Source organism: Neotabrizicola paludis (assembly GCF_044142105.1).
GTDB lineage: Bacteria > Pseudomonadota > Alphaproteobacteria > Rhodobacterales > Rhodobacteraceae > Pseudogemmobacter.
In genome coordinates this window covers 98094-119720 of record NZ_JBGTYM010000009.1, presented here as the reverse complement: position 1 = coordinate 119720, position 21627 = coordinate 98094, and the positions used below count along the sequence as shown (strand labels likewise).

Genomic DNA, 21627 nt, shown 5'->3' with positions numbered 1-21627 from the left:
CAGGAAAGGGCGGGCCAGTGGCCTGCCCTTTTCCTTTGGTGCGCACGGATTCTTTCCTTCCCCCGCCGCGCCGGTTAGGGTCGGCGCGCAACCGGCAGAAGGCAGATCAGCATGGCGACCGAAACCGCGCCCGGCCCCATTGGCGTCAAAGAAGCCTATGCCAAGGGTCTTGCCGCGCTGAATGCAGGCCAGACCGCGCGCGCGCTGGAAATCTTCGGCGGCATTCACGAGACCAACCCGAACATCGCGGAAGTCGAGTACCAGATCGCCCGCATCTTTGCCCGCACCGACCGCTTGGATCGTGCGCTGCACCATGCCGCCGCCGCTGCCCGGCTGGCCCCAGCGCAAGCCGCGGTCTGGGCCACCTATGCCGACGCCACCGCCCTTGAAGGCACTCCCGCTGTCCGTGCCGCCTTTGTTGCCGCACTCCGCGCCAGCCCGCTGCCCCCCGGCCAGAAGCAACCGCTGATCGACCGTTTCGGCGCCCGGTCGGGCGAAACCCGCCCAGCGACGGGCGGCGCGGCGCCCGCTGCGTTGAAATCCCTGTTGGCGCTGGCTGCCGCGGGCAAGCAGGCCGAGGCCGAAGCCGCGGCAATACGTATCCTCAGCAGCCATCGCGGCTGTGCGCTTGCCGCCAATGTCCTTGGCTCGGCCCTCGCCGCCCAGGACCGCATGGAGGAAGCAGTCGCTGCCTTCCGCAGCGCCATAGCCACCGATCCCGCCTATGCCGAAGCGCAGGCCAATCTGGCCCCGGTGCTGTTGCGGCTGGGCCGGACCGATGAGGCAAAGACCGCCTGGCGCGCCGCCATCGCGCTGGCCCCCGACCTGATCCCGGCGCTGGCGGGGCTTGGCACCCAGCTTCTGGCGGAATCCCAACCGAAACAGGCGCTGCACTGGCTGGACCGTGCCGCCGCTCTGGCGCCGAAAAGGGCCGAGCTGCACCAGGCGCGCGGCAATGCGCTGACCGCCCTGCGCGACTATGAAGGCGCGCGCGCGGCCTTCGACACCGCGGTAAAGGTGGCGGGCGGCCGCGCGCCCATGCCGTTGATGATGCTGGCCCAGGCCGAGGCCCATCTCGGCCTGGATGACAAGGCCGAGGCCCATTTCAATGCCGCGCTGACACTTGCGCCGGCGAATGCGGCAATCCTGGGCGCGAAAGGGGTTTTCCTGCAAGGACTCGGACGTTTTGCCGATGCCGAGTCGGCCTTCCTTGCCGCCATCAAGGCAGCCCCCGCAGTGGGCGAGAATTACAGACTCTATTATGCCTCGCATAAGGCCAAGCCGGGCGAGCCATTGATCGCCGAGATGGAGCGGCGCTTCGCCGACCCCGCCACGGGAGAGCGCGACCGGATGGCCTTCGGCTTCGCGCTGGCCAAGGCGCTGGAAGATGTGAAGGATCACGCCCACGTCTTCGACTATCTCGACCCGGCGAATGTGCTGATGCGCAAAGCCAACCCCTATGACATCGCCGAACGCGAGGATCAGGTCGCGCGGTTGATGGAGGCGCTGGCCGGCATGGACTGGCGCGGGGTCCAGGTGCCCGATGCGACCGAGGCCGCACCGATCTTTGTCACGGGGATGCCGCGCTCGGGCACGACGCTGGTCGAACAGATCATCGCCAGCCATTCCACGGTGACCGGCGCGGGAGAGCTGGCCGATGGCACTGTCTCGGCCCTGCGCCTGCTGATCGCGCCCAAGGGGTTCCGCAAGGCCAGCTCGATCCCCCCGACCGATTTCGCGACATTGGGGCAGGATTATGCCGCGATGATCCGCAGCCGCTTTCCGGGCGCAGAACGGATCACCGACAAGTCGATCCAGACCTATCTGACGCTGGGTCTTGCCAAGCTGGCCATGCCAAATGCCCGCTTCATCGTGGTGCGCCGCGATCCCCGCGACACACTGCTGTCGATCTACAAGAACGTCTTCCCGACCGGCACGCATCTATATGCCTATGACCAGGTCGACCTCGCCCGCCACTACACCACCTTCGTGCGGATGATCGACTTCTGGCGCAGCCTGGTGCCGGACTGGTTCCATGAAATCCAGTATGAGGAGCTGGTCTCCGATCCCGAACCACAAAGCCGGGCGCTGATCGCGGCCTGCGGGCTGGACTGGGAAGAGGCCTGTCTGAACTTTCACCAGAACACCCGCAAGGTGGAGACGCTGAGCGTCTTTCAGGTCCGCCAGCCGATCTCGACAGGCTCGGTCAAGGCCTGGGCACGCTATGGCGACAGGCTGGCACCCATGCTCGACCAGCTGCGCCGCGACGGGCATATCAAGGATTGACCATGGCACTGGCAGAGATCACCGCGCGGCTGCGCGAGGCGGAAAAGGCGGCCGGAAGGCCGGAAGGCGCGGTCACGCTGATCGCCGTCTCCAAGGTGCAGCCCGTCGATCGGGTCAAGGCAGTTCTGGCCGAGGGCCATCGCGTCTTTGGCGAGAATTACGTGCAGGAGGCTGCCGGAAAATGGCCCGTATGGAAGGCTGCCTTTCCGGGGGTGGAGTTGCATATGATCGGCCCCTTGCAAACCAACAAGGCCAAACTCGCAGTCGAGCTGTTCGATGCGATCCATACTGTCGACCGGCTGTCGCTGGCAGAAAAGCTCGCCCGTCTCGCCGAGGTGCAGGGGGTCTGCCCGCAGCTTTTCATCCAGGTGAACACCGGCGAAGAGGAGCAGAAGGCCGGAATCCTGCCTGCCGATCTTGACGCCTTCGTCGGCCAGTGCCGCGGCCTGTCGCTGCCGGTGCAGGGCCTGATGTGCATCCCGCCCGAAGCCGAAGACCCCGCCCCCCATTTCGCCACCCTGCGCGACATGGCAGCGCGGAACGGACTGAGCGGCCTGTCGATGGGCATGAGTTCCGATTTCGAGGCAGCGGTTGCAGCCGGCGCCACCCATGTCCGCGTCGGCAGCGCGATTTTCGGCGCACGCAGCTACGCCTGAGGCACTCGCCTGGAACCCCGCCGCGCTGCCACGCGTTCCCCGGTCGATCAGCCACGGACCGGAGGGCCGCCATGACACGCGTGAGGAACACCCGCGAGGAAATCATCCTGGGTCTTGAAAAGGACTATTGGGAGGCGATGAAACGCAAGGACGGCAAACGCTCGGCCGAATTGTCGGGCGCGACCAGCCTTGTCACCAACAGTCACGGTGTCTCGGCCATCGCCAAGGAAAAGATGGGCGCGATGACCGAGGATAGCAGCTGGACGCTGGAGGATTACAGCCTTGACGATGTTCAGATCGCGCTGCCCGCGCCGGATGTGGCAATCATTGCCTACAGGGCGCGGCAGACGGTGACAATGGGCGGCAAGACCCGCAGCTTCGAAGCGGCGGATTGCTCGACCTGGGTGCTGGGTGCGGCAGGCTGGGAATGCCATGCCCATAGCGAAGTGGTGCTGGGAAAGACCTAAAGCAGATGGCCTGACTTGCGGGCCTTGACCGCCAGATAATTCGCATTCTCGGCCGTCAGACCCACCCTGAGCGGCACCCGCTCGACCACGGATAGCCCGCAGCTTTCCAGCATCGCCACCTTGCGCGGGTTGTTGGTCAGCAGGCGGACCGATGAAAACCCCAGGCGGCGCAGGAGGTCGGCGCCGATGCGGAAGTCGCGCTCGTCATCCTCGAAGCCGAGACGATGGTTGGCTTCGACCGTGTCGAAGCCCTGATCCTGCAAGGAATAGGCCCGCATCTTGTTGGCAAGGCCGATGCCGCGGCCTTCCTGGTTGAGATAGAGCAGGATGCCGCCCCCTTCCTCGCCCATTTGCGCCAGAGCGGCATGAAGCTGCGGGCCGCAATCGCATTTCAAGCTGCCCAGAACGTCTCCGGTGAAGCAGGCGGAATGCAGCCGCGCCAGCACGGGTTGCGCCCGGTCGGGATTGCCGACCTCGATGGCGTAATGCTCGTCGCCGCCGTCTTCGGGGCGGAAGATATGCACCCGCCCCGCCCCGGCCAGCGCCATGGGCAGGCGCGCCGCGACCACCTCGTCCAGCGGCGACAGGCGGGCGAGTTCCGGCGCGATCTCATCCAGCGACAGGAAAGTCAGGCTGTGTTCGACCGACACCAGCATCGGCACGTCGATCCGCACCAGCACGGCCGCGGGCAGAAGGCGTGCCGATTTGGCCAGCGCCAGCGCGGCGCGGTGCAGACCTGCACCGCCGCCGCGGATCGGGCGCAAGGGACCCTTCAGCGGCACGCGCAGATCATCGACCGGATCGGCCAAAGCGGTCAGCCAGTCGACGCCCGCCTCGACCGGCACTGACACGCGCAGCGCATCGCCGTCATAGGGCGGGGTCTTCAGCGTCTCCGCCCGGCGCGCGGTCAGGGCAAGTTCGACAGGCCCCAGAGCGCGCAGATCGGCCAGGCGCGTGGGGTCCAGCGCCTCGACGGCTACGGCCAACGCCCCGCCCCCCTCGCCCGCCAGCACGATGGGCACGCCCATGCGCAGGTCGCCCCGCGCCCGGGCCAATCGCTCGACGATGTTCAATCCCAGGGCCATGCCCCTATCTAGGCTGCATTTCGTGGCGGCGGAAGCGGCCATGCGCAGCTCTCCCGATGACAGGTCTGAAACATATGCCCGCCCGGCGACACGAGCCTGTGAAAAGCCTGTCGCAAATCTTGCGGGCTTCGTGATCGGGGCGCATCTCGGAGGGCAAGAGCGAAACGAGGAGGCCTGACCATGGCGCAACTTCGCAAGATCCTGCTGGTGGATGACGATGACGACCTGCGCGAGGCGCTGTCGGAACAGCTGGTGATGACCGAGGATTTCGATGTCTTCGAAGCCCGCACCGGGGCCGAGGGCATGGAGAAGGCCAAGGCCGCGATCTACGATCTGGTGATTCTGGACGTGGGCCTGCCCGATACCGACGGGCGCGAATTGTGCCGCCGGATGCGCAAGCAGGGCGTCAAATGCCCCATCATGATCCTGACCGGCCATGACACCGATGCCGATACAATTCTTGGCCTTGATTCGGGTGCGAACGACTATGTGACCAAGCCGTTCAAGTTCCCGGTCCTCTTGGCTCGCATCCGCGCCCAGCTTCGCACCCACGAACAGTCGGAAGACGCGATCTTCCAGCTTGGCCCCTACACGTTCCGCCCGGCACAAAAGCTGTTGCTGGACGAGAAGGAAAAGAAGATCCGCCTGACCGAAAAAGAGACCAATATCCTGAAATTCCTTTATCGCGCCCAGACCGGCGTGGTGGCGCGGGATGTGCTGCTGCACGAGGTCTGGGGCTATAATGCGGGGGTCACCACCCATACCTTGGAAACCCATATCTACCGCTTGCGCCAAAAGATCGAACCCGATCCCGGAAATGCGCGGCTTCTGGTCACCGAAAGCGGCGGATACCGGCTGGTTGCGTAAATCGCGCGGGCAATCGCCTGCCGGATGTCAGCCAAAGGTCCAATTGCCGCCAGATTCACGCGGTATTAACACCGTAAGGCCAGATTGACGGTGTAGAGTTCCCCTTGTCGTGTCGGGGTCATGACACGGCTTCCTCCCTGTTGGACTGGCCGGGCAACGCGCCCGGCCTTTTTTTGTTCTGTTGGCGCCACGGCGGCTCAATCCCGGGTTGTGACGAAAAAGCCATGCTCTCGGTTTTTGAACGATCGCGGGTGCGGCAATCGGCGAGAAGCCGGCCAGAGTATGATAAACAAGATTTACCTCCCTGTTGGACTTCGGCCCGGGCTTTGGGTTCCGCCCGGGCTTTCTTTTTGTCGCCGGCTTGCCTAGGGTCGTCCTTCCCCCTCCCCGACGCGCAGGCCGACCATGCCCTTCACCATCGCCACCTGGAACATCAACTCGATCCGCCTGCGTGAGCCCATCGTGCAGAAGCTTCTTTCCGAAGAAGCGCCCGACATCCTGTGCCTGCAAGAGATCAAGACACCGCTCGACAAGTTCCCGAGCGAGGGCTTTGCCGCCTTGGGTTACCGCCACATGGTGGCGCGCGGGCAGAAGGGCTATAATGGCGTGGCGATCCTGTCGAAATTGCCAATCGAGGATGCCGGCGACCGCGACTATGCCAAGCTCGGTCATGCCCGCCATGTCGCGGCGCGACTTGAGAATGGCGTCACGATCCACAATTTCTACGTCCCCGCCGGGGGCGACATTCCCGACCGCAACGAGAATGTGAAATTCGGCCAGAAGCTCGATTTCCTGACCGAGATGCGCGACGCCTTTCACGCCGATGCGCCGCAAAAGGCCATTCTGGTCGGCGATCTGAACATCGCCCCGCGCGAGGATGACGTGTGGTCACACAAGCAATTGTTGAAGATCGTCAGCCACACGCCGATCGAGGTCGAACATCTCGGCGCGGCGCAGGATGCGGGGCGCTGGGTCGACATCACCCGTCAGGATATTCCGTCCGGCCTGCTCTACAGTTGGTGGTCCTATCGCGCCGCCGATTGGGACGCCGCCGACAAGGGCCGCAGGTTGGACCATATCTGGGCCACGCCCGACATTTCCAGTGCCGCCCATGGCAGCCGCATCCTGCGCAATGCGCGCGGCTGGGAACAACCCAGCGACCATGCGCCAGTCTTTGCGAGTTTCGATCTGTAGGCGCGCAGAGTGGCCTGCGCGTGCCCTCTGTCCAAGGGCATGCGCCGGTCAGCCGCCGGCCATCAGCGCCTCAAGGACGGCCCGGGCTTCAGGCGCGTTCCAATCGGCATCGCCGATCAGTCGGCCAACCTCTTGCCCTTCGGGGTTCAGGATCACCGTCACCGGCAGGCCCGCAATGCCCATCTGGCGCGACAAGGCCGACTTTGGATCGCGCAGGATCGGCAGGTGCTTCACGCCCAGCTCGTCATAAAACCGGCTGATCGCCTCGGGCGCGTTGCGGCCCGTCGCCACCGGCACGACGGCCAGCCCGGGCATCGACCCCGCGAGTGCGTCGAGCGAGGGCATCTCGGCCCGGCAGGGCGCGCACCAGGTCGCCCAGAAGTTCAGCACCACCCATTGGCCCCGATAGTCGGCCAGCGAGGCGGGCTTGTCCTCCAGCGTCACCAGATCGGCGGCGGGCAGGTCTGCGGGTTCCGACAACGTCAGTTTCTTCATGTCGCCGGTCAGCAGGGCCGACACGTCCTGCGCATGGCCCATATTTGCGCCGAAAGCCAAGGCCGTATAAAGCACCGCATGAACCAGACGCACGAAACTTCCTCCGACAGGCATCCCCATGACCGCTGACCCCAAGACCCAGGCCGCCAACCAGATGTGGGGCGGGCGTTTCGCCGAGGGGCCGGACGCGATCATGCAGGCGATCAATGCCTCGATCGGGTTCGACAAGCGGCTATACGCGCAGGATATCGCAGGTTCGCGCGCCCATGCTGCCATGTTGGCGGCAACGGGCATCCTTAGCAGTAAAGACGCCGAAGCCATCGGGGAAGGGCTGCTCACGGTCTTGTCAGAGATCGAGGCGGGCCAGTTCCCGTTCCGGGTCGAGCTGGAGGATATCCATCTCAACATCGAAAGCCGGTTGACCGAGATCGCGGGCGAGGCGGGCAAGCGGCTGCATACGGCGCGGAGCCGCAATGACCAGGTCGCAGTGGATTTCCGGCTTTGGGTGCGCGATCAATGCGATGCGGCGATTTCCGGCCTGACGGCGCTGATCCGGGCCTTCGTCGCGCAGGCCGAAGCCGGCGCCGAATGGGTGATGCCGGGCTTCACCCATCTGCAGACCGCCCAGCCGGTGACCTGGGGCCATCACATGCTGGCCTATGTGGAAATGTTCGCCCGCGACCGCGCGCGCTTTGAAGATGCGCGCAAGCGGATGAACGAATGCCCGCTGGGCGCGGCGGCGCTGGCCGGCACCGGCTTCCCGATCGACCGGCACATGACGGCGGCGGCCTTGGGCTTCGACCGGCCGACCGCGAACAGCCTTGATTCGGTTTCCGACCGCGATTTCGCGCTGGAATTCCTGTCTGCCGCCTCGATCTGCGCCATGCACCTGTCGCGTTTCGCCGAAGAGCTGGTGATCTGGTCATCGGCGCAGTTCCGCTTCGTGCGCCTCTCGGACAAATGGACGACCGGCTCCAGCATCATGCCGCAGAAGAAGAACCCCGATGCGGCGGAACTGCTGCGGGCCAAGATCGGCCGCATCCTGGGCGCGACGGTAGCGCTGTTCACGGTGATGAAGGGCCTGCCGCTGACCTATTCCAAGGACATGCAGGAAGACAAGGAACAGGTCTTCGACGCGGCCGACAGCCTGATGCTGGGCCTGGCCGCGATGACCGGCATGGTCGGCGACATGACCGCCAACCGCGAGGTGCTGAAGGCCGCCGCCGCCAGCGGGTTCTCGACCGCCACCGATCTGGCCGACTGGCTGGTGCGCGAACTGGGCCTGCCCTTCCGCGAGGCGCATCATGTGACCGGATCGCTGGTCGCGCTGGCCGAGAAGAAAGGCTGCGACCTGCCCGACCTTTCGATGGCCGAGATGAATTCGATCCATTCCGGCATCAACCAGTCGGTCTATGCGGTGTTGGGGGTCGAGAATTCGGTCAACTCGCGCCAGAGCTATGGCGGTACGGCGCCTGCGCAGGTGCGGGCGCAGATTGCACGTTGGAAAGAAATCGTGACGTGACGCGCGGTTTCGGCTGGGGCATCAGGGCGGTATGACGCTGAGACCCGCTCTTCTTGCGCTGGCCTTGCTGCTGGCGGCCTGTTCCGACCCTTCGCCGAATGCGGGGATGACGGTCGGCTTGGGTGAGGATGGCGGGTCAGAGCTTTCCCTGTCGTTTTGAGGTATAGATGATGCTTCTGCGCGTGACCTTCGTTCTGCTTTCCCTTCCCGTCCTTGCCGCTTGCGGCGCCGACGGCACCCCCGTGGCCCCCAGCCAATCCTCCACCCAGCCCGGCGTCACCATCGAGGGCAAGGCCTCGGTCGGCATCGTCGGAAGCTGAGCGCGGGCGGGGTTTTCAAAACTCCGCGGCACAGTATTCCAAGTCTTCGGCCCGATTTCCTCGAAGAAATCGGTACTTTGCAGCAGCGCGGCAGCGGGTCTATACCCCTGCCGACGCAAAGGCGCCCGCAAAGGAAAGACCATGGACCATTTCCTCTACCGCAACGGCATTCTTCATGCCGAGGACGTGGCCATCCCCGAGATCGCAGCCAAGGTCGGCACCCCCTTCTATGTCTATTCCACCGCCACGCTGACCCGGCATTTCCGCCTGTTCACCGAGGCGCTGTCGCCCCTGCCCCATCTCGTCTGCTTCGCGATCAAGTCGCTGTCGAACGTTGCGGTGCTGAAGACGCTGGGCGATCTGGGCGCCGGGATGGATGTGGTGTCCTTGGGAGAATATCTCCGCGCCAAGGCGGCGGGCGTACCCGGCACTCGCATCGTCTTTTCCGGCGTCGGCAAGACGCGCGCGGAAATCCGCGCGGCGCTGGAAGGGGGCATCCGCCAGTTCAACGTCGAATCGGAACCCGAGCTGCGGGCGATTTCCGAGATCGCCACCGCGCTTGGCACCAAGGCCCCCATCGCCCTGCGGGTGAACCCCGATGTCGACGCCAAGACCCATGCCAAGATCGCGACCGGCAAGTCCGAGAACAAGTTCGGCATCCCCATTGCCAAGGCCCGCGCCGTCTATGCTGAGGCCGCCCGCCTGCCGGGGCTTCAGGTCATTGGCGTCGACGTGCATATCGGCAGCCAGTTGACCGAGCTTGCCCCCTTCGAGGCCGCCTTCCAGAAGGTGCGCGAGCTGACGCTGGCGCTGCGCGAAGATGGCCACCAGATCGAACGGCTGGATCTGGGCGGCGGGCTTGGGATTCCCTACACCCGCTCGAACGAGGCGCCGCCCCTGCCCGTGGAATATGGCGCGATGATCCAGCGCATCCTGGGTGATCTGGGCTGCGAGATCGAGATCGAGCCGGGCCGCCTGATCTCCGGCAATTCCGGTCTGATGGTTGCTTCCGTAATCTATCTCAAGCAGGGCGAGGGGCGGGATTTCCTGATCCTCGATGCTGCGATGAACGATCTGGTGCGCCCGTCCATGTATGACGCGCATCACGACATCCTGCCGGTGACCGAACCTGCCCCCGGCACCGCGACCCAGACCTTCGACGTGGTCGGCCCGGTCTGCGAGACGGGCGACACTTTCGCACGCGGCCGCGAAATGGCAGCGGGGCTGGGCGAGGGCGACCTTGTCGCCTTCCGCAGCGCCGGGGCCTATGGCGCGGTGATGGCCAGCGAATACAATTCGCGGCCTCTTATTCCCGAAGTGCTGGTCCATGGGGATCACTATGCCGTCATTCGGGAAAGGCCGACCTTTGACGAAATCCTTTCCCGCGATAGACTTCCACCCTGGCTGTGACTTGCGCAGCCCTTGCGGGAGAGCCGGATGGCCGCAGACACCCCGGACAAGGCCCTTGAACGTCTCGCCCTTGCCCGGCGGCTGACGCAGCTTGGCCTTTGGGCCGAACGTTTGTGCCGTGCCTTCTGGCCCTTGTGGACGATCCTTCTGCTGGCCTTTTCTGCCGCGGCCTTTGGCGTGCATGAGCTTGGTCCGCTGCTTTGGACGCAAATCGGCGCGGGCGTCACCGGGCTTGCGGCGCTGGCCGCCGTGGTCTGGGGGCTGATGCGCTTCCGCAGGCCGACCCAGGCCGAGGCGCTGGCGCGGCTGGACGCCACCATGCCGGGCCGACCGATCGCTGCGCTTCAGGACGCGATGGCGATTGGCCAAGAGGATGCCGGGGCACAGGGCGTCTGGCAGGTGCATCGGGCCCGCATGGCCCGCCGCGCCGCCGAGGCCAGGCCCGTTTCGCCCGACCTGCGGCTGTCGAGCCGCGACCCCTATTCCCTTCGCTATGTCGCGCTGACCGCTGCGGTGATGGCGGCCCTGTTCGGCAGCCTGTGGCGCGTGACCGAGGTTGCGGGCATCGCCCCCGGCCCAGCCGAGGCCATGCCCGGCGGCCCGGTCTGGGAAGGCTGGGCGCAGCCGCCCGCCTATACCGGCAAGCCCACGCTCTATCTGAACGAGATCACCGCCGAATCCTTTGAAGTTCCCGTCGGCACCCGCCTCCAGATCCGGTCCTATGGCGAGACCGGCGTGACGGTCGAGCAGACCGTCGCCCAGGTCGCCCCGCCGCCCGCGCCGGGCGAGACCGCGCTTCCGCAGGGCACGCCCGGCGTGACGGATCTTGTGATCAGCCAGTCGGGCAAGCTGGCGATCACCGGCCCGGGTGGGCGCGAATGGCAGATCACCGCGCTGCCCGACGGGCTTCCCGCTGTTGAGGTTTCGGGCGAGATAGGACGCGAGGCGGATGGCCGCTTCAAGCAGAATTTCAAGGCCAGCGACGATTACGGCGTGACCGGCGGGCGGGTGACGATCAGCCTCGATCTGGCCAAGGTGACCCGTGACCACGGCCTTGCCGTCGACCCCGAGCCGATCGCGCCGGTGGTGCTCGACCTGCCGATGCCGGTCAAGGGCAGCCGCGCCGACTTCACCGAACTGCTGGTCGATGACGTGTCGAAGTCGATCCTCGCCAACATGCCGGTGACGATGCTGTTCGAAGTGTCGGATGCACCCGGCCAGTCGGGCAGCGCCGCGCCCTATGCCGTGACCTTGCCCGGATTGCGCTTCTTCGACCCGATGGCGGCGGCGGTGGTCGAGATGCGCCGCGACATCCTGTGGAACCGCAGCAACCTGACCCGCGCCACCGAGATCCTGAAGGCCATGCTCTACCGGCCCGAAGACCTGTCGCGGTCGGAATCCGCGGTGCGGCGGCTGCGGGTCCTGGTGCGCGACCTTGACAAGCTGGCCGGGCCGATCACGACCGAAAAGCGCGACGAGGTGGCCGAGGAACTGTGGCAGATCGCCCTGATCTTCGAGACGGGCGATCTGAATTCGGCCCTGGACCGGCTGCAGCGCGCGCAGGACCGGCTGCAGGAGGCGATCAAGAACGGTGCCTCGCCCGAGGAAATCCAGGAACTGATGAAGGACATGCAGCAGGCGATGCGCGACTACACGCGCGAACTTGCCGAAGAGGCGCAGCGCAACCCCGAAGGCATGCCGCAATCGGGCGAGGGCCAGGAAATCACCGGCGACCAGCTGCAGCAGATGCTGGACGAGATCCAGCGCCTGATGGAAGAGGGCAAGACCGCCGAGGCGATGGCGCTGATGGAACAGCTGCGCCAGCTGATGGAGAACATGCAGGTCACCCAGGGCCAGGGCGGCAAGGGGCAGGGCAGCCCGGGCGAACAGTCGATGCAGGAACTGGGCGATACGCTGCGCGACCAGCAGGACCTGTCGGACGACGCCTATCGCGACATGCAGAAGGGCCGCAATGGCGAACAGCCGGGGCAGGACCCGGGCGAGCTGGCCGATCGCCAGCAGGAATTGCGCGACCGCCTTGGCCAGTTGCAGGACGGCCAGCTGCCGGGCGATGGCACGGAAAAAGGCGAATCGGGCCGCGACAAGCTGGGCAGCGCCGAAGAGGCGATGCGCCAGGCCGAGAAGTCGCTGGAAGAGGGCGATCTCGATGGCGCGCTGGACCATCAGGCCGATGCCTTGGAAGCCATGCGCGACGGAATGAAGGATTTCGGCGATGCCCTGGCCGAGGAGCAGCGACAAGAGGGCGAAAAGAACGGCGGCACGCAAGAGGCCGGCCGCGCCGATCCCAATGGCAAGGACCCGCTGGGCCGGGAACCCGGGGATTCCGCCCGGATCGGATCGGATCAGAACATGGTTCAGAACGACCCCGACAAGCGGGCGCAAGACCTGCTTGAAGAACTGCGCCGCCGGTCGGGCGAGGCACAGCGCCCCACCGAAGAGCTGGATTACCTCAAGCGGCTGCTGGACTTCTTCTAGCGAAGGTTTGGCAAGACGGCAGAGGCCGGGCGGGGCCTATTCGGCCGCTGGGCCAGTCAGCGCCCGGGTCGCCTGATTCATCACCCCGTCAAGCCAGGTCCGCAGCCCGTCGACAAAGGTGACATAGGCCGCAAGCGGGGCCTCAAGCGCCGGTATGGCGGCCGAAAGGCTTGGAGCTGCGACATAGACCACCGCCGCGACGATCAAAAGGAAGATCATCAGCAGGAAACCGGTGCGGAAGCCGGAACCTCCCCGGGTCAGGTCTGGCAGTTGATCGACCATCGCATCGGGATCAGGACCATCGTCGCCCGGTTGCAGCGTCGAGTTGATCTCTTCGACATCGGGCAATAGGTCGCGGCGGGCGGCGGGCCGGGGCGGCTCGGGCGGCGGGGCGTCGGGATCCTCGCCCTTGAGCATCGCCAGGCGGCGCTGTGTCGGGGTCAGAGCCGCACCTGCCACCGGGGCGTCATCCATGCCCAGGTCGGGCTGGATCTGCATCTGTTCTTCGGCATCGGCGCGGCGGGTCTCGGCGCGCTGCGCCTCGTGCCGGGCTTCGGCACGGCGGGCCTCGGCCTCGCGCTCGGCCTCTTCCCGCAGCACGTTCAGCACCGCATCGTCCAACTCGCGGCGCGGCGGAGCGGCGGGGGGCGGGGGGGCGGAAGCCTCGTCTTCCTCCTCTTCGGGGAAGAAGGCCGGTGCGGCTGCCGCAGGCGGTGCGGGTGGTGCAGGCGAAACCGGGGCTGGATCGGCCAGGGCAGCGGCCAGAGCCGCATTCAGATCGGCATCGCTGAGGGGCGTTGACGCAGCAGGACCGGCCACCGGCGCCGATGCCGACACGGGTGCAGGAGCGGTAAGTTCGGGCTCGGGCGACAGGTCATCGCCATAGAGATCGGCCTCGGCCTCGGCCGCCTCTTCGGCAGCCGGGTGAAGCTGGAACCAGGTGTGGCCACAGTTCGAACACTGGACATCGCGCCCGGCCTCGGGGATCGCGTCATCCGGCACCTCGTACTTGGCATCGCAATTCGGGCATGCCAGCCGCATTCCTGAACTCCTTCCGGGTGCCGGTTCCCTGCTTCTTAGCAACGAAACCGGCTTTCTCCAATGCTTTGTGTCCCGCCCTTGTGCAATGGTTAACCCTCATGCGATTGAAAGCGCAACAACAACGGGTCATTCTGCCGCGCGGCAGGTGAAAAAACAGGACCGATTGCGTGATCGCCTTCGAAAATGCGGCCTATAACTACGGCGGGGGCGAGCTTCTGTCGGAAGTGACGTTGCGCCTCGCACCAGGGTCTTTCCATTTCCTGACCGGGCCTTCCGGGGCGGGCAAGACGACATTCCTCAAGATGGCCTATGCCGAGCTGATGCCGACAAGCGGCCATGTGACGATCTTCGACCGCGAGGTGAAAAGCCTGTCACGCGACGATATCGCCCACACGCGGCGGCGGATCGGCGTCGTTCATCAGGATGTGCAATTCCTCGACCACCTGCCGCTTGCCGCCAATGTGCAGCTTCCGCTGACCGTCTCGGGCCGCAAGGGCAGCGCGCAGGATCTGACCGATCTTCTGGGCTGGGTGGGGCTTGGCCATCTGGCCGATGCCCGGCCGCCCTCGCTTTCGGGCGGAGAGCGGCAGCGGGCAGCGCTGGCGCGCGCGATCATCATGGGGCCGGATGTGATCCTGGCCGACGAACCCACCGGCAATGTGGATTGGGAAATGTCGCTGCGGCTTCTGGCGCTGCTGGTCGAGTTGAACCGGATGGGCAAGACCATCGTCGTCGCCACCCATGACCTGAACCTGATCCGTCAGGCCAAGGCTCAGATCGCCGCCCGCGTCTTGCGGATCTCCAGGCGGCGCATCCAGCTTGCGGGGGCCGACCTGTGACTCTGCCCCCCGCCATCGCCGCCTTCTTCGACAATTCCCGCCATGCCGACCGCGTGGTGCCGCCGTCCGGCCACACCGCCTGGCTGACCACCTTCACCGCCGGAGCGATGACCTTTCTCTGCGTCTTCGCGCTGGCGCTGTCGCTGGCCTCGGGCCGGCTGGCCAGCCGCTGGTCGGATGCGCTGGCGCGCACCGCCACCATCCGCCTGTCCGCGCCGCCCGAACAACTTGACCTGCAAACCAAGGCCGTGCTGGCGCTTTTGTCCACCACGCCGGGCGTCGAATCCTCGCGCGCGCTGAGCGATGAGGAAAACCGCAAACTGCTGGAACCCTGGTTCGGTCCCGACCTGCCCATCGCCGACCTGCCCCTGCCCCGGCTGATCGAGATCGTCGAGGGCGATCCGGGATATGATGGCGAGGGCCTGCGCCAGCGCCTTGCCGCCGAGGCGCCCGGCGCGATGCTGGACGACCATACCCGCTGGCGCCGCCCCTTGGCCGAAGCGGCGGGGCGGCTGCGGCTTCTGGGTCTTTTGTCGATCGTGCTGATCGGCACCACCATGGCCGCGATGATCACGTTGGCCGCGAATGCCTCGTTGGCGGCCAATGCCCAGGTGATCAAGGTGCTGCGGCTGGTCGGGGCGCGCGACAGCTATATCGCCCGCGCCTTCGTGCGCCGCTTTACCCTGCGCGCATTGGGTGGGGCGGCTGCAGGGGCACTTGCGGGGATTTTCGGCGTCCTCCTCCTGCCCAGTGCGGATGCCGCCGGGGGCTTTCTGACCGGCCTCGGCTTCCAGGGCGCGGGTTGGCTCTGGCCCTTTGTCCTACCCCCTCTGGCGGGCGCCGTTGCCTTTGCCGCCACCCGCCGCGCCGCGCTGCGCAAATTGCAGGAGCTGACCTGACATGATTGCGATCCGCTGGGTGCTGTCCCTGATCTTCATCGTCCAGATGTATCTGGCGATGGCCGTGATCGCGGTGATCTTCGCGCCCTGGGCGCTGTTTTCGCGGCGCGGGGCCTCGGTCGCCTGCCATGCCTATTGCGCCTGGGTCCTGATGACCCTGCGGCTTCTGTGCGGCTTGCGTGTCGACCTGCGCGGCACACCACCCCAGGGCGAGGTGATGATCGCGGCCAAGCATCAGAGCTTTCTCGACATCATCGCGATCTTCCACGCCGTTCCCCACGGCAAGTTCATCATGAAACGCGAGCTGATCTTCACGCCCTTCCTGGGGCAATATGCGCTGAAGATCGGCTGCATCCCGGTCGATCGGGGCAAGCGCGGTGCGGCCATCGTGAAGATGAAGGAAGATGTGGCGCGTGGCGCCGCCTGGCCGGGCCAGTTGATCATCTATCCGCAAGGCACCCGCGTGCCGCCGGGCGAAAAGCGGCCCTACAAGCAGGGCACCGGGGTTCTGTATGAACAGCTTGGCCAGCCCTGCGTGCCGGTGGGCACGAATGTCGGGCTGTTCTGGCCCAAGCGCGGCATCCTGCGCCATCCCGGCACCGCCGTGGTCGAGTTCCTGCCGGAAATCCCGCCCGGCCTGCCGATGGGCGAATTCATGAAACGGATGGAAACCGCGGTCGAGACCAGCTCGACCCGGCTGATGGAAGAGGCCGGCCACAGGAGATAGGGCGATGGGCAGCCAGAAGCAGACGGTAGACCACCTGATCGACACTCTGGCGCCGCTTGCGCTTTCTGCCCGCAAGATGTTCGGCGAATGGGCGCTGTATCTGGATGGAGTGGTCGTGGCGCTGGTCTGCGATGACATGCTGTGGATCAAGCCGACGCCAGGCACCGAGGCCGATCTTGAGGTCTGCCCCCCGGGAGATCCCTTTCCCGGCGCGAAACGCTATCGCAACGCCGATGCGCTGCTGGACGAACCCGAGCAGGCCATCGACATCCTGCGCCGCATTTCCCGCGAGCGCCCGCCCCCCAAACCGAAAAAGCGGAAAAGCTGATGGATTTCCTGACCACGCTGGACGAGTTGCACGCGCATTACGGCACGCCGGGCGAGGCGGCCCAGGTCAAGGTCACGCCTGTCCTGACCGCGGCCTATCGCGCCCATATCGAACGGGCGCGGTTCTGCGTTCTATCGACCGTCGGCCCGGAAGGCACCGATGGCAGCCCGCGCGGTGATGAGGGGCCGTTAGTGACGGTGCTGGACGCCCGAACCCTGGCCCTGCCCGACTGGAAGGGCAATGAGCGGATCGATTCCCTGCGCAACATCCTGCGGGACGGGCGGGTCAGCCTGATGTTCCTGATCCCCGGATCGAACACCGCGATGCGGGTGAATGGCCGCGCCCGCATCACAGCCGATCCGGGCCTGCGCCGCCGGTTCGAGCGCGCGGGCAAACTGCCCCGGACGGTCATCGTGATCGCGGTGGAAGAGGTCTATTCCCAATGCGCCCGCGCCCTGATCCGCTCGGCTCTTTGGACGGGGGGCGACCAGTCGGCAGGTCTGCCCAGCGTGGGCGACATGCTGCGCGAGATCACGGAAGGCCGCATCGACGGCGCCGCCTATGACGCGGCCTGGCCCGCCCGCGCCGCAGGGACGATGTGGTGATCCGCGCCGCCCTTCTGGTCCTTGCCCTCGCCCTGCCCGCCCGCGCCGAGGAGGCGGGGCGGGACGAGGACTTTGCGCTGGCGCTGATCTTTGACCATTGCCTCGCCTTCGTGCGCGACGGGACAACGCCTTTCACGGGCATTGCCGCCCCCGCCCCCAGGGATGCCGCGCTGGCGGCGCTTGCTCCCTGGTTTCCGGCAAGCTCCCATGCGATGCGCCTGAACGACTGGGCCTATCTTGGCTTCTGGGGCACCGAGGGCGGCAAGCGGTTCTGCGCCTTGATCGAGGCTGATCAGGACGCCCCGGACGGAATGCGCACTGGCCCCGATTTCACGGATCGCGTGACCGCCCGCGCGCAGGCTGAGGGCTTGGCCAACGAGATGGTGCACGAGGCCTATTCCCGCCGCGACGGGCGCTGGATCGAGCCGCGCTTTGCCGAGGACCCGCAGAAGGGGATCGTTCTGTCGGTCTCGGTCGGCCCGTTGGGCAGCGAAACCGAACATGTCCTGGCGCTTGGTGCAAGCGGTCCGGTGTTGCTGGCTAACTGATCGGCCTTAACTGAGCGGACAGTCCGTCACATCCAGATCGATGGCCAGTCGCGCCTCGGGGCCATAGGTCATGCCCGAGACATTGATGTAAAGCGCGCCTTTGTCGGTGAAGATGTCGGCATTCTTCACCGGCAGCGTTGTGAAGGCTTCGTCCAGCCGATAGCCGGCGAAAAGGGCGCATTCCGTCTCGAAGCGCAGCACATAGCCATTGAAACCCGCCGTGTAGAACTGGCCCTGACCGGCGACAATGGGATAGGTGATCTCCACCCGCTGCGGGGCGATCTCGACCTCGACCGGCACCACATCCAGCCCGCCGGTCAGGCCCTCGGGGCCAAGGCCGAACTCCACGCCCTCGCCCACGGTCACGGTCTTGCCGCGCGCCTGAAGGTAGGGCTGGGCCGGATCGTCCCAGGTCATCACGGTAAAGGTTACAAGCCGCCCCTCCAGCGTGCCCGCCGCCGCCGGGGCAGCGATCAGCAGGGCCGCAAGGGCGGCACGGATCACGCCGCCAGGCCCTTCGACCCCATGTCGAGGAATTTCTGCCGCCGGTCACGGATCAGCGCCTCGGGCTTTTTCGAGCCCAGTTCCTTGAGCATGGTCTCGATCGCCTTGCCCACCGCCGCCACCGCATCCTGCGGGGCGCGTTGCGCGCCGCCCACCGGCTCGGCCACGATCCGGTCGATCAGGCCCAGCTTCTGCAGATCCTGCGCGGTCAGGCGCAGCGCCTCGGCCGCTTCGCGCATTTTCTCGGCATCTTTCCACAGGATCGAAGCGCAGCCCTCGGGCGAGATCACCGAGTAAACCGAATGCTCCAGCATGGCGATGCGGTTCGCGGTGGCAAAGGCCACCGCCCCGCCCGAGCCGCCCTCGCCGATCACCACCGAGATCAACGGCACGCCCAGCGACAGGCATTTCTCGGTCGACCGCGCAATGGCCTCGGCCTGACCGCGCTCTTCCGCGCCCTTGCCGGGATAGGCGCCGGGCGTGTCGATCAGGGTGATGACCGGCAGGCGGAACCTGTCCGCCAGATCCATCAGGCGGATCGCCTTGCGATAACCCTCGGGCCGCGCCATGCCGAAATTGTGCTGGATACGCGTCTTGGTGTCATGACCCTTTTCATGGCCGATCACCACGACAGGTTTGTCGTTGAAGCGCGCGAGGCCGCCCATGACAGCATGGTCATCGGCAAAGGCGCGGTCGCCGGCCAGCGGCGTGAATTCGGTGAACAGCCCCTCGACATAATCCTTGCAATGCGGCCGGTCGGGGTGGCGCGCCACCTGACATTTCTGCCAGGGGCTCAGGTTCTTGTAGAGGTCGCGCAGCGCAGCTTCGGCCTTGCGGTCCAGCTGTTCGGCCTCGCGCGTGACATCCATGCCGGTGTCGGTGCGGGCCAGCGCGCGCAGCTCTTCGGCCTTGCCTTCGATCTCGGCCAGGGGCTTTTCGAATTCGAGGTAGTTCATCGGGTCGCCCCTTCTGCGGATCGGCTTCTATATGGCCGGGCGGGGGGCAAGATGCAACTCGCCACACAGGACTCAGGCGCCGCTCCCGCGCCAAGGGCATCAAGCACCCGACAAGTCACTGGCGAAAGCCGACCCGAAAACAGCAACGCCCCGCAGCCTGGGCTACGGGGCGCGCGTCCTCCCGATATGCCGTGCGGGGCCTCCTCTCCCCATGTGTCACGGCCGGGTACATTCGCAGATCGCCTGAAATACAGGCTTCCCTTGCGTCAAACCTGACCAATCGACAAGCAGCTTGTCAACGATTCCCGTCACGCATTTGTCATTCTCCGCCGATGATCTCGGCCTGACGCACGATCACTTCGGCCTGACGCATCGAGGCAATGTCGATCAGACGACCCTTGTAGGTCGCGGCGCCCTGCCCGGCGGCTTTGGCCGCCTCCATCGCCGCCAGAATCTCGCGGGCCTCGGCCACAGCGGTTTCCGAAGGCGTGAAGACCTCGTTCGCCAGCGCCACCTGCTTGGGGTGAATCGCCCATTTGCCAACCATGCCCAGCGTGGCCGAGCGAAGCGCCTGCGCCTTGAAGCCTTCGTCATCCGAAAAATCGCCGAATGGCCCGTCGACCGGCAGTACGCCATGCGTCCGGCAGGCCGCGACGATGGCCGCCTGCGCCCAGTGCCAGGGATCGGTCCAGTATTTCTGGCCCTCGCGATGCATGTAGTAGTTCTCCTGCGTCCCGCCGATCCCGGTCGTCTGCATCCCCATCGAGGCCGCGAAATCCGCCGCCCCCAGGCTCATCGCCTGAAGCCGGGGGGACGAGGCCGCTATTTCCTCGACATGGGCGATGCCCGCCGCCGTCTCAATGATCACTTCCAGCGCGATGGGCTTTTGCCGTCCGGTGGCACGTTCAACCGCCGTCACCAGCGCATCGACCGCATAAACATCGGCAGCGCAGCCGACCTTGGGGATCATTATCTGGTCGATGCGAGGCCCGGCCTGTTCCAGCACCTCGACCACGTCGCGATACCAATAGGGCGTGTCCAGCCCGTTGATCCGCACTGACAAATGCTTTTTGCCCCAGTCGATCTCATTGATCGCCTGGATGATATTGGCCCGCGCCTGCGGCTTGTCGCCCGGAGCCACCGAATCTTCCAGGTCCAGGTTGATCACATCCGCAGCGCTTGCCGCCATCTTTTCGAACAAGGCCGGGCGAGAGCCCGGGCCGAACAGCTGGCAGCGGTTGGGGCGGGCGGGGGCGGCGGGCTGGATGCGGAAGCTCATCTGGACCTCTCGGCAAGGATATTTCACGACTCTTCGCCGCAGAGTTAGATTATTGCGCGCCGCAGCGCAACATCCCTTTGCAGTCGCAGCATGACCCGCGGCTTCCAGAAGGCCCGGCGCCCTGCTACCAATTCCCGCATGATCACTGCCATCTCCGAAACCTTTCCCCTCCGCAATCCCTTCACCATTTCCCGTGGGTCCAAGACCGAAGCCCGGGTCGTGACCTGCACGATATCCCGCGCCGGCCATCGCGGCTGGGGCGAGGGCTTGCCCTATCCGCGCTATGGCGCAACGGTCGAGGACACTGTCGCCGCGATCCTGTCGCTGCCCGAAGGCATCACGCGGAAGGCGCTGCAAAAGGCCCTGCCGCCAGGCGCGGCGCGTAATGCTGTCGATTGCGCGCTGTGGGATCTCGAGGCCAAGGCTTCGGGCCACCCGGTCTGGCAATTGGCCGGACTGGCCCGCCCGCAGCCGGTGGAAATCGCCTTCACCCTGTCGCTGGACACGCCCGAAAAGATGCGCGCGGCAGCCGCGTGCAACGCCCATCGTGCCGTGCTGAAGGTCAAGCTTGGGACGCCGGAAGACATGGCCCGGATCGAGGCCGTGCGTCAGGGCGCGCCGCAAGTGCGGCTGATCGTCGATGCCAATGAAGGTTGGACGCCCGAGATCTATACCGACCTCGCGCCGCATCTGCTCCGCCTTGGCGTCGAGATGGTGGAACAGCCCCTGCCCCAGGGCGCCGACGAGATGTTGTCCGAAATCGCCCGCCCGCTGCCGGTCTGCGCCGATGAAAGCGCGCATGACGCGGCCTCGCTGCCCGGCCTTCTGGGGCGTTATGACGTGGTGAACCTGAAACTCGACAAGACCGGCGGGCTGACCGAGGCCCTGCGCGCCCGCGACGAAGCGCGGCGGCTGGGCCTGAAACTGATGGTCGGCTGCATGATCTCGACAAGTCTCGCCATGGCACCGGCGGTGCTTGTGGCGCAGGGGGCGGCGTGGTCGGACCTTGACGGTCCGGCCGATATGGCCGAAGACCGCAACCCTGCGGTGGTTTATGACGACCGCCATATCCATCCAGCCAGCCCGCAGCTTTGGGGATGATC

The 21627-nt window shown here is 66.0% G+C and carries 23 protein-coding genes; 17 read left to right on the top strand and 6 right to left on the bottom strand.

Annotation, left to right across the window (positions count from 1 at the left end):
- Positions 1-111: 111 nt before the first annotated feature.
- The 3 genes from ACED67_RS17705 to ACED67_RS17695 all read left to right on the top strand — a co-directional run bounded on the left by ACED67_RS17705 (position 112) and on the right by ACED67_RS17695 (position 3409).
- Positions 112-2286 carry a tetratricopeptide repeat-containing sulfotransferase family protein gene (locus ACED67_RS17705; RefSeq protein WP_395543043.1) on the top strand — a complete coding sequence of 725 codons (2175 nt, stop codon included), beginning with the start codon at positions 112-114 and terminating at the stop codon, positions 2284-2286.
- A gap of 2 nt (positions 2287-2288) precedes the next feature.
- Positions 2289-2942, top strand: coding sequence for a YggS family pyridoxal phosphate-dependent enzyme (locus ACED67_RS17700; RefSeq protein ID WP_395543042.1), 654 nt, complete (start codon positions 2289-2291; stop codon positions 2940-2942).
- Positions 2943-3013: 71 nt separating this feature from the next.
- Positions 3014-3409 (top strand): nuclear transport factor 2 family protein, encoded by a 396-nt coding sequence (locus ACED67_RS17695; RefSeq protein ID WP_395543041.1) that lies wholly within the window; start codon positions 3014-3016, stop codon positions 3407-3409.
- Here ACED67_RS17695 and ribA read toward each other — a convergent pair.
- The gene (gene ribA, locus ACED67_RS17690) at positions 3406-4494 is read right to left on the bottom strand and encodes a GTP cyclohydrolase II (RefSeq protein ID WP_395543040.1); all 1089 of its coding nucleotides are present in this window, start codon (positions 4492-4494) and stop codon (positions 3406-3408) included. The genes ACED67_RS17695 and ribA overlap by 4 nt on opposite strands.
- Before the next feature lie 180 nt (positions 4495-4674).
- Between ribA and ACED67_RS17685 the strand changes: the two genes are divergently transcribed.
- Together ACED67_RS17685 and ACED67_RS17680 are read left to right on the top strand one after the other, a co-directional pair.
- Positions 4675-5361 carry a response regulator transcription factor gene (locus ACED67_RS17685; RefSeq protein WP_395543039.1) on the top strand — a complete coding sequence of 229 codons (687 nt, stop codon included), beginning with the start codon at positions 4675-4677 and terminating at the stop codon, positions 5359-5361.
- A 405-nt stretch (positions 5362-5766) separates the two neighbouring features.
- Positions 5767-6555, top strand: a complete 789-nt coding sequence (locus ACED67_RS17680; protein ID WP_395543038.1) for an exodeoxyribonuclease III — start codon at positions 5767-5769, stop codon at positions 6553-6555.
- 48 nt (positions 6556-6603) lie between these two features.
- Here ACED67_RS17680 and ACED67_RS17675 read toward each other — a convergent pair whose 3' ends face one another.
- A complete protein-coding gene (locus ACED67_RS17675) occupies positions 6604-7164 on the bottom strand; it encodes a TlpA family protein disulfide reductase (RefSeq protein ID WP_395543148.1) in 561 nt (186 codons plus the stop codon).
- A gap of 4 nt (positions 7165-7168) precedes the next feature.
- Between ACED67_RS17675 and argH the strand changes: the two genes are divergently transcribed.
- The 5 genes from argH to ACED67_RS17650 all read left to right on the top strand — a co-directional run bounded on the left by argH (position 7169) and on the right by ACED67_RS17650 (position 12798).
- On the top strand, positions 7169-8572 hold the full coding sequence (argH, locus tag ACED67_RS17670) for an argininosuccinate lyase (RefSeq protein ID WP_395543037.1): 1404 nt from the start codon (positions 7169-7171) through the stop codon (positions 8570-8572).
- A 31-nt stretch (positions 8573-8603) separates the two neighbouring features.
- Positions 8604-8732, top strand: coding sequence for a hypothetical protein (locus ACED67_RS17665; protein WP_395543036.1), 129 nt, complete (start codon positions 8604-8606; stop codon positions 8730-8732).
- A 7-nt stretch (positions 8733-8739) separates the two neighbouring features.
- Positions 8740-8892, top strand: coding sequence for an argininosuccinate lyase (locus tag ACED67_RS17660; RefSeq protein ID WP_395543035.1), 153 nt, complete (start codon positions 8740-8742; stop codon positions 8890-8892).
- 141 nt (positions 8893-9033) lie between these two features.
- Entirely contained in the window at positions 9034-10302 is a 1269-nt protein-coding gene (lysA, locus tag ACED67_RS17655) for a diaminopimelate decarboxylase (RefSeq protein WP_395543034.1), read from the top strand.
- A gap of 27 nt (positions 10303-10329) precedes the next feature.
- A complete protein-coding gene (locus tag ACED67_RS17650) occupies positions 10330-12798 on the top strand; it encodes a DUF4175 domain-containing protein (protein ID WP_395543033.1) in 2469 nt (822 codons plus the stop codon).
- A 36-nt stretch (positions 12799-12834) separates the two neighbouring features.
- Here the strand turns inward: ACED67_RS17650 and ACED67_RS17645 are convergent, their stop codons facing one another.
- A complete protein-coding gene (locus tag ACED67_RS17645; RefSeq protein WP_395543032.1) occupies positions 12835-13839 on the bottom strand; it encodes a zinc-ribbon domain-containing protein in 1005 nt (334 codons plus the stop codon).
- A gap of 167 nt (positions 13840-14006) precedes the next feature.
- Here ACED67_RS17645 and ACED67_RS17640 point away from each other — a divergent pair, with 167 nt between their 5' ends.
- Genes ACED67_RS17640 through ACED67_RS17615 form a run of 6 tightly spaced genes read left to right on the top strand, consistent with a single transcriptional unit; the run spans position 14007 to position 17785 of the window.
- Positions 14007-14678, top strand: a complete 672-nt coding sequence (locus tag ACED67_RS17640) for a cell division ATP-binding protein FtsE (RefSeq protein ID WP_395543031.1) — start codon at positions 14007-14009, stop codon at positions 14676-14678.
- Positions 14675-15577: a cell division protein FtsX gene (locus tag ACED67_RS17635; protein WP_395543030.1), complete on the top strand. Its 903-nt coding sequence runs from the start codon at positions 14675-14677 to the stop codon at positions 15575-15577. The genes ACED67_RS17640 and ACED67_RS17635 overlap by 4 nt, the downstream gene beginning before the upstream one ends.
- A gap of 1 nt (position 15578) precedes the next feature.
- The gene (locus ACED67_RS17630; protein WP_395543029.1) at positions 15579-16304 is read left to right on the top strand and encodes a lysophospholipid acyltransferase family protein; all 726 of its coding nucleotides are present in this window, start codon (positions 15579-15581) and stop codon (positions 16302-16304) included.
- Between the two features lie 4 nt (positions 16305-16308).
- The gene (locus ACED67_RS17625; RefSeq protein WP_395543028.1) at positions 16309-16632 is read left to right on the top strand and encodes a TfoX/Sxy family protein; all 324 of its coding nucleotides are present in this window, start codon (positions 16309-16311) and stop codon (positions 16630-16632) included.
- A complete protein-coding gene (locus ACED67_RS17620; RefSeq protein ID WP_395543027.1) occupies positions 16632-17237 on the top strand; it encodes a pyridoxamine 5'-phosphate oxidase family protein in 606 nt (201 codons plus the stop codon). Before ACED67_RS17625 ends, ACED67_RS17620 begins: the two co-directional genes overlap by 1 nt.
- Positions 17234-17785, top strand: a complete 552-nt coding sequence (locus ACED67_RS17615; RefSeq protein ID WP_395543026.1) for a hypothetical protein — start codon at positions 17234-17236, stop codon at positions 17783-17785. Before ACED67_RS17620 ends, ACED67_RS17615 begins: the two co-directional genes overlap by 4 nt.
- A gap of 6 nt (positions 17786-17791) precedes the next feature.
- On the opposite strand, the gene ACED67_RS17610 is transcribed toward ACED67_RS17615, so the two are convergent.
- From ACED67_RS17610 to ACED67_RS17600, 3 genes are all read right to left on the bottom strand, one after another.
- Positions 17792-18289 (bottom strand): hypothetical protein, encoded by a 498-nt coding sequence (locus ACED67_RS17610; RefSeq protein WP_395543025.1) that lies wholly within the window; start codon positions 18287-18289, stop codon positions 17792-17794.
- The gene (locus ACED67_RS17605) at positions 18286-19245 is read right to left on the bottom strand and encodes an acetyl-CoA carboxylase carboxyltransferase subunit alpha (RefSeq protein WP_395543024.1); all 960 of its coding nucleotides are present in this window, start codon (positions 19243-19245) and stop codon (positions 18286-18288) included. Before ACED67_RS17605 ends, ACED67_RS17610 begins: the two co-directional genes overlap by 4 nt.
- Before the next feature lie 319 nt (positions 19246-19564).
- Complete coding sequence (locus ACED67_RS17600) at positions 19565-20524, bottom strand: L-malyl-CoA/beta-methylmalyl-CoA lyase (RefSeq protein WP_395543023.1); 960 nt, start codon at positions 20522-20524, stop codon at positions 19565-19567.
- A 138-nt stretch (positions 20525-20662) separates the two neighbouring features.
- On the opposite strand from ACED67_RS17600, the gene dgcA reads away from it, so the two are divergent.
- The gene (gene dgcA / locus ACED67_RS17595; RefSeq protein WP_395543022.1) at positions 20663-21625 is read left to right on the top strand and encodes an N-acetyl-D-Glu racemase DgcA; all 963 of its coding nucleotides are present in this window, start codon (positions 20663-20665) and stop codon (positions 21623-21625) included.
- Positions 21626-21627: the final 2 nt, after the last annotated feature.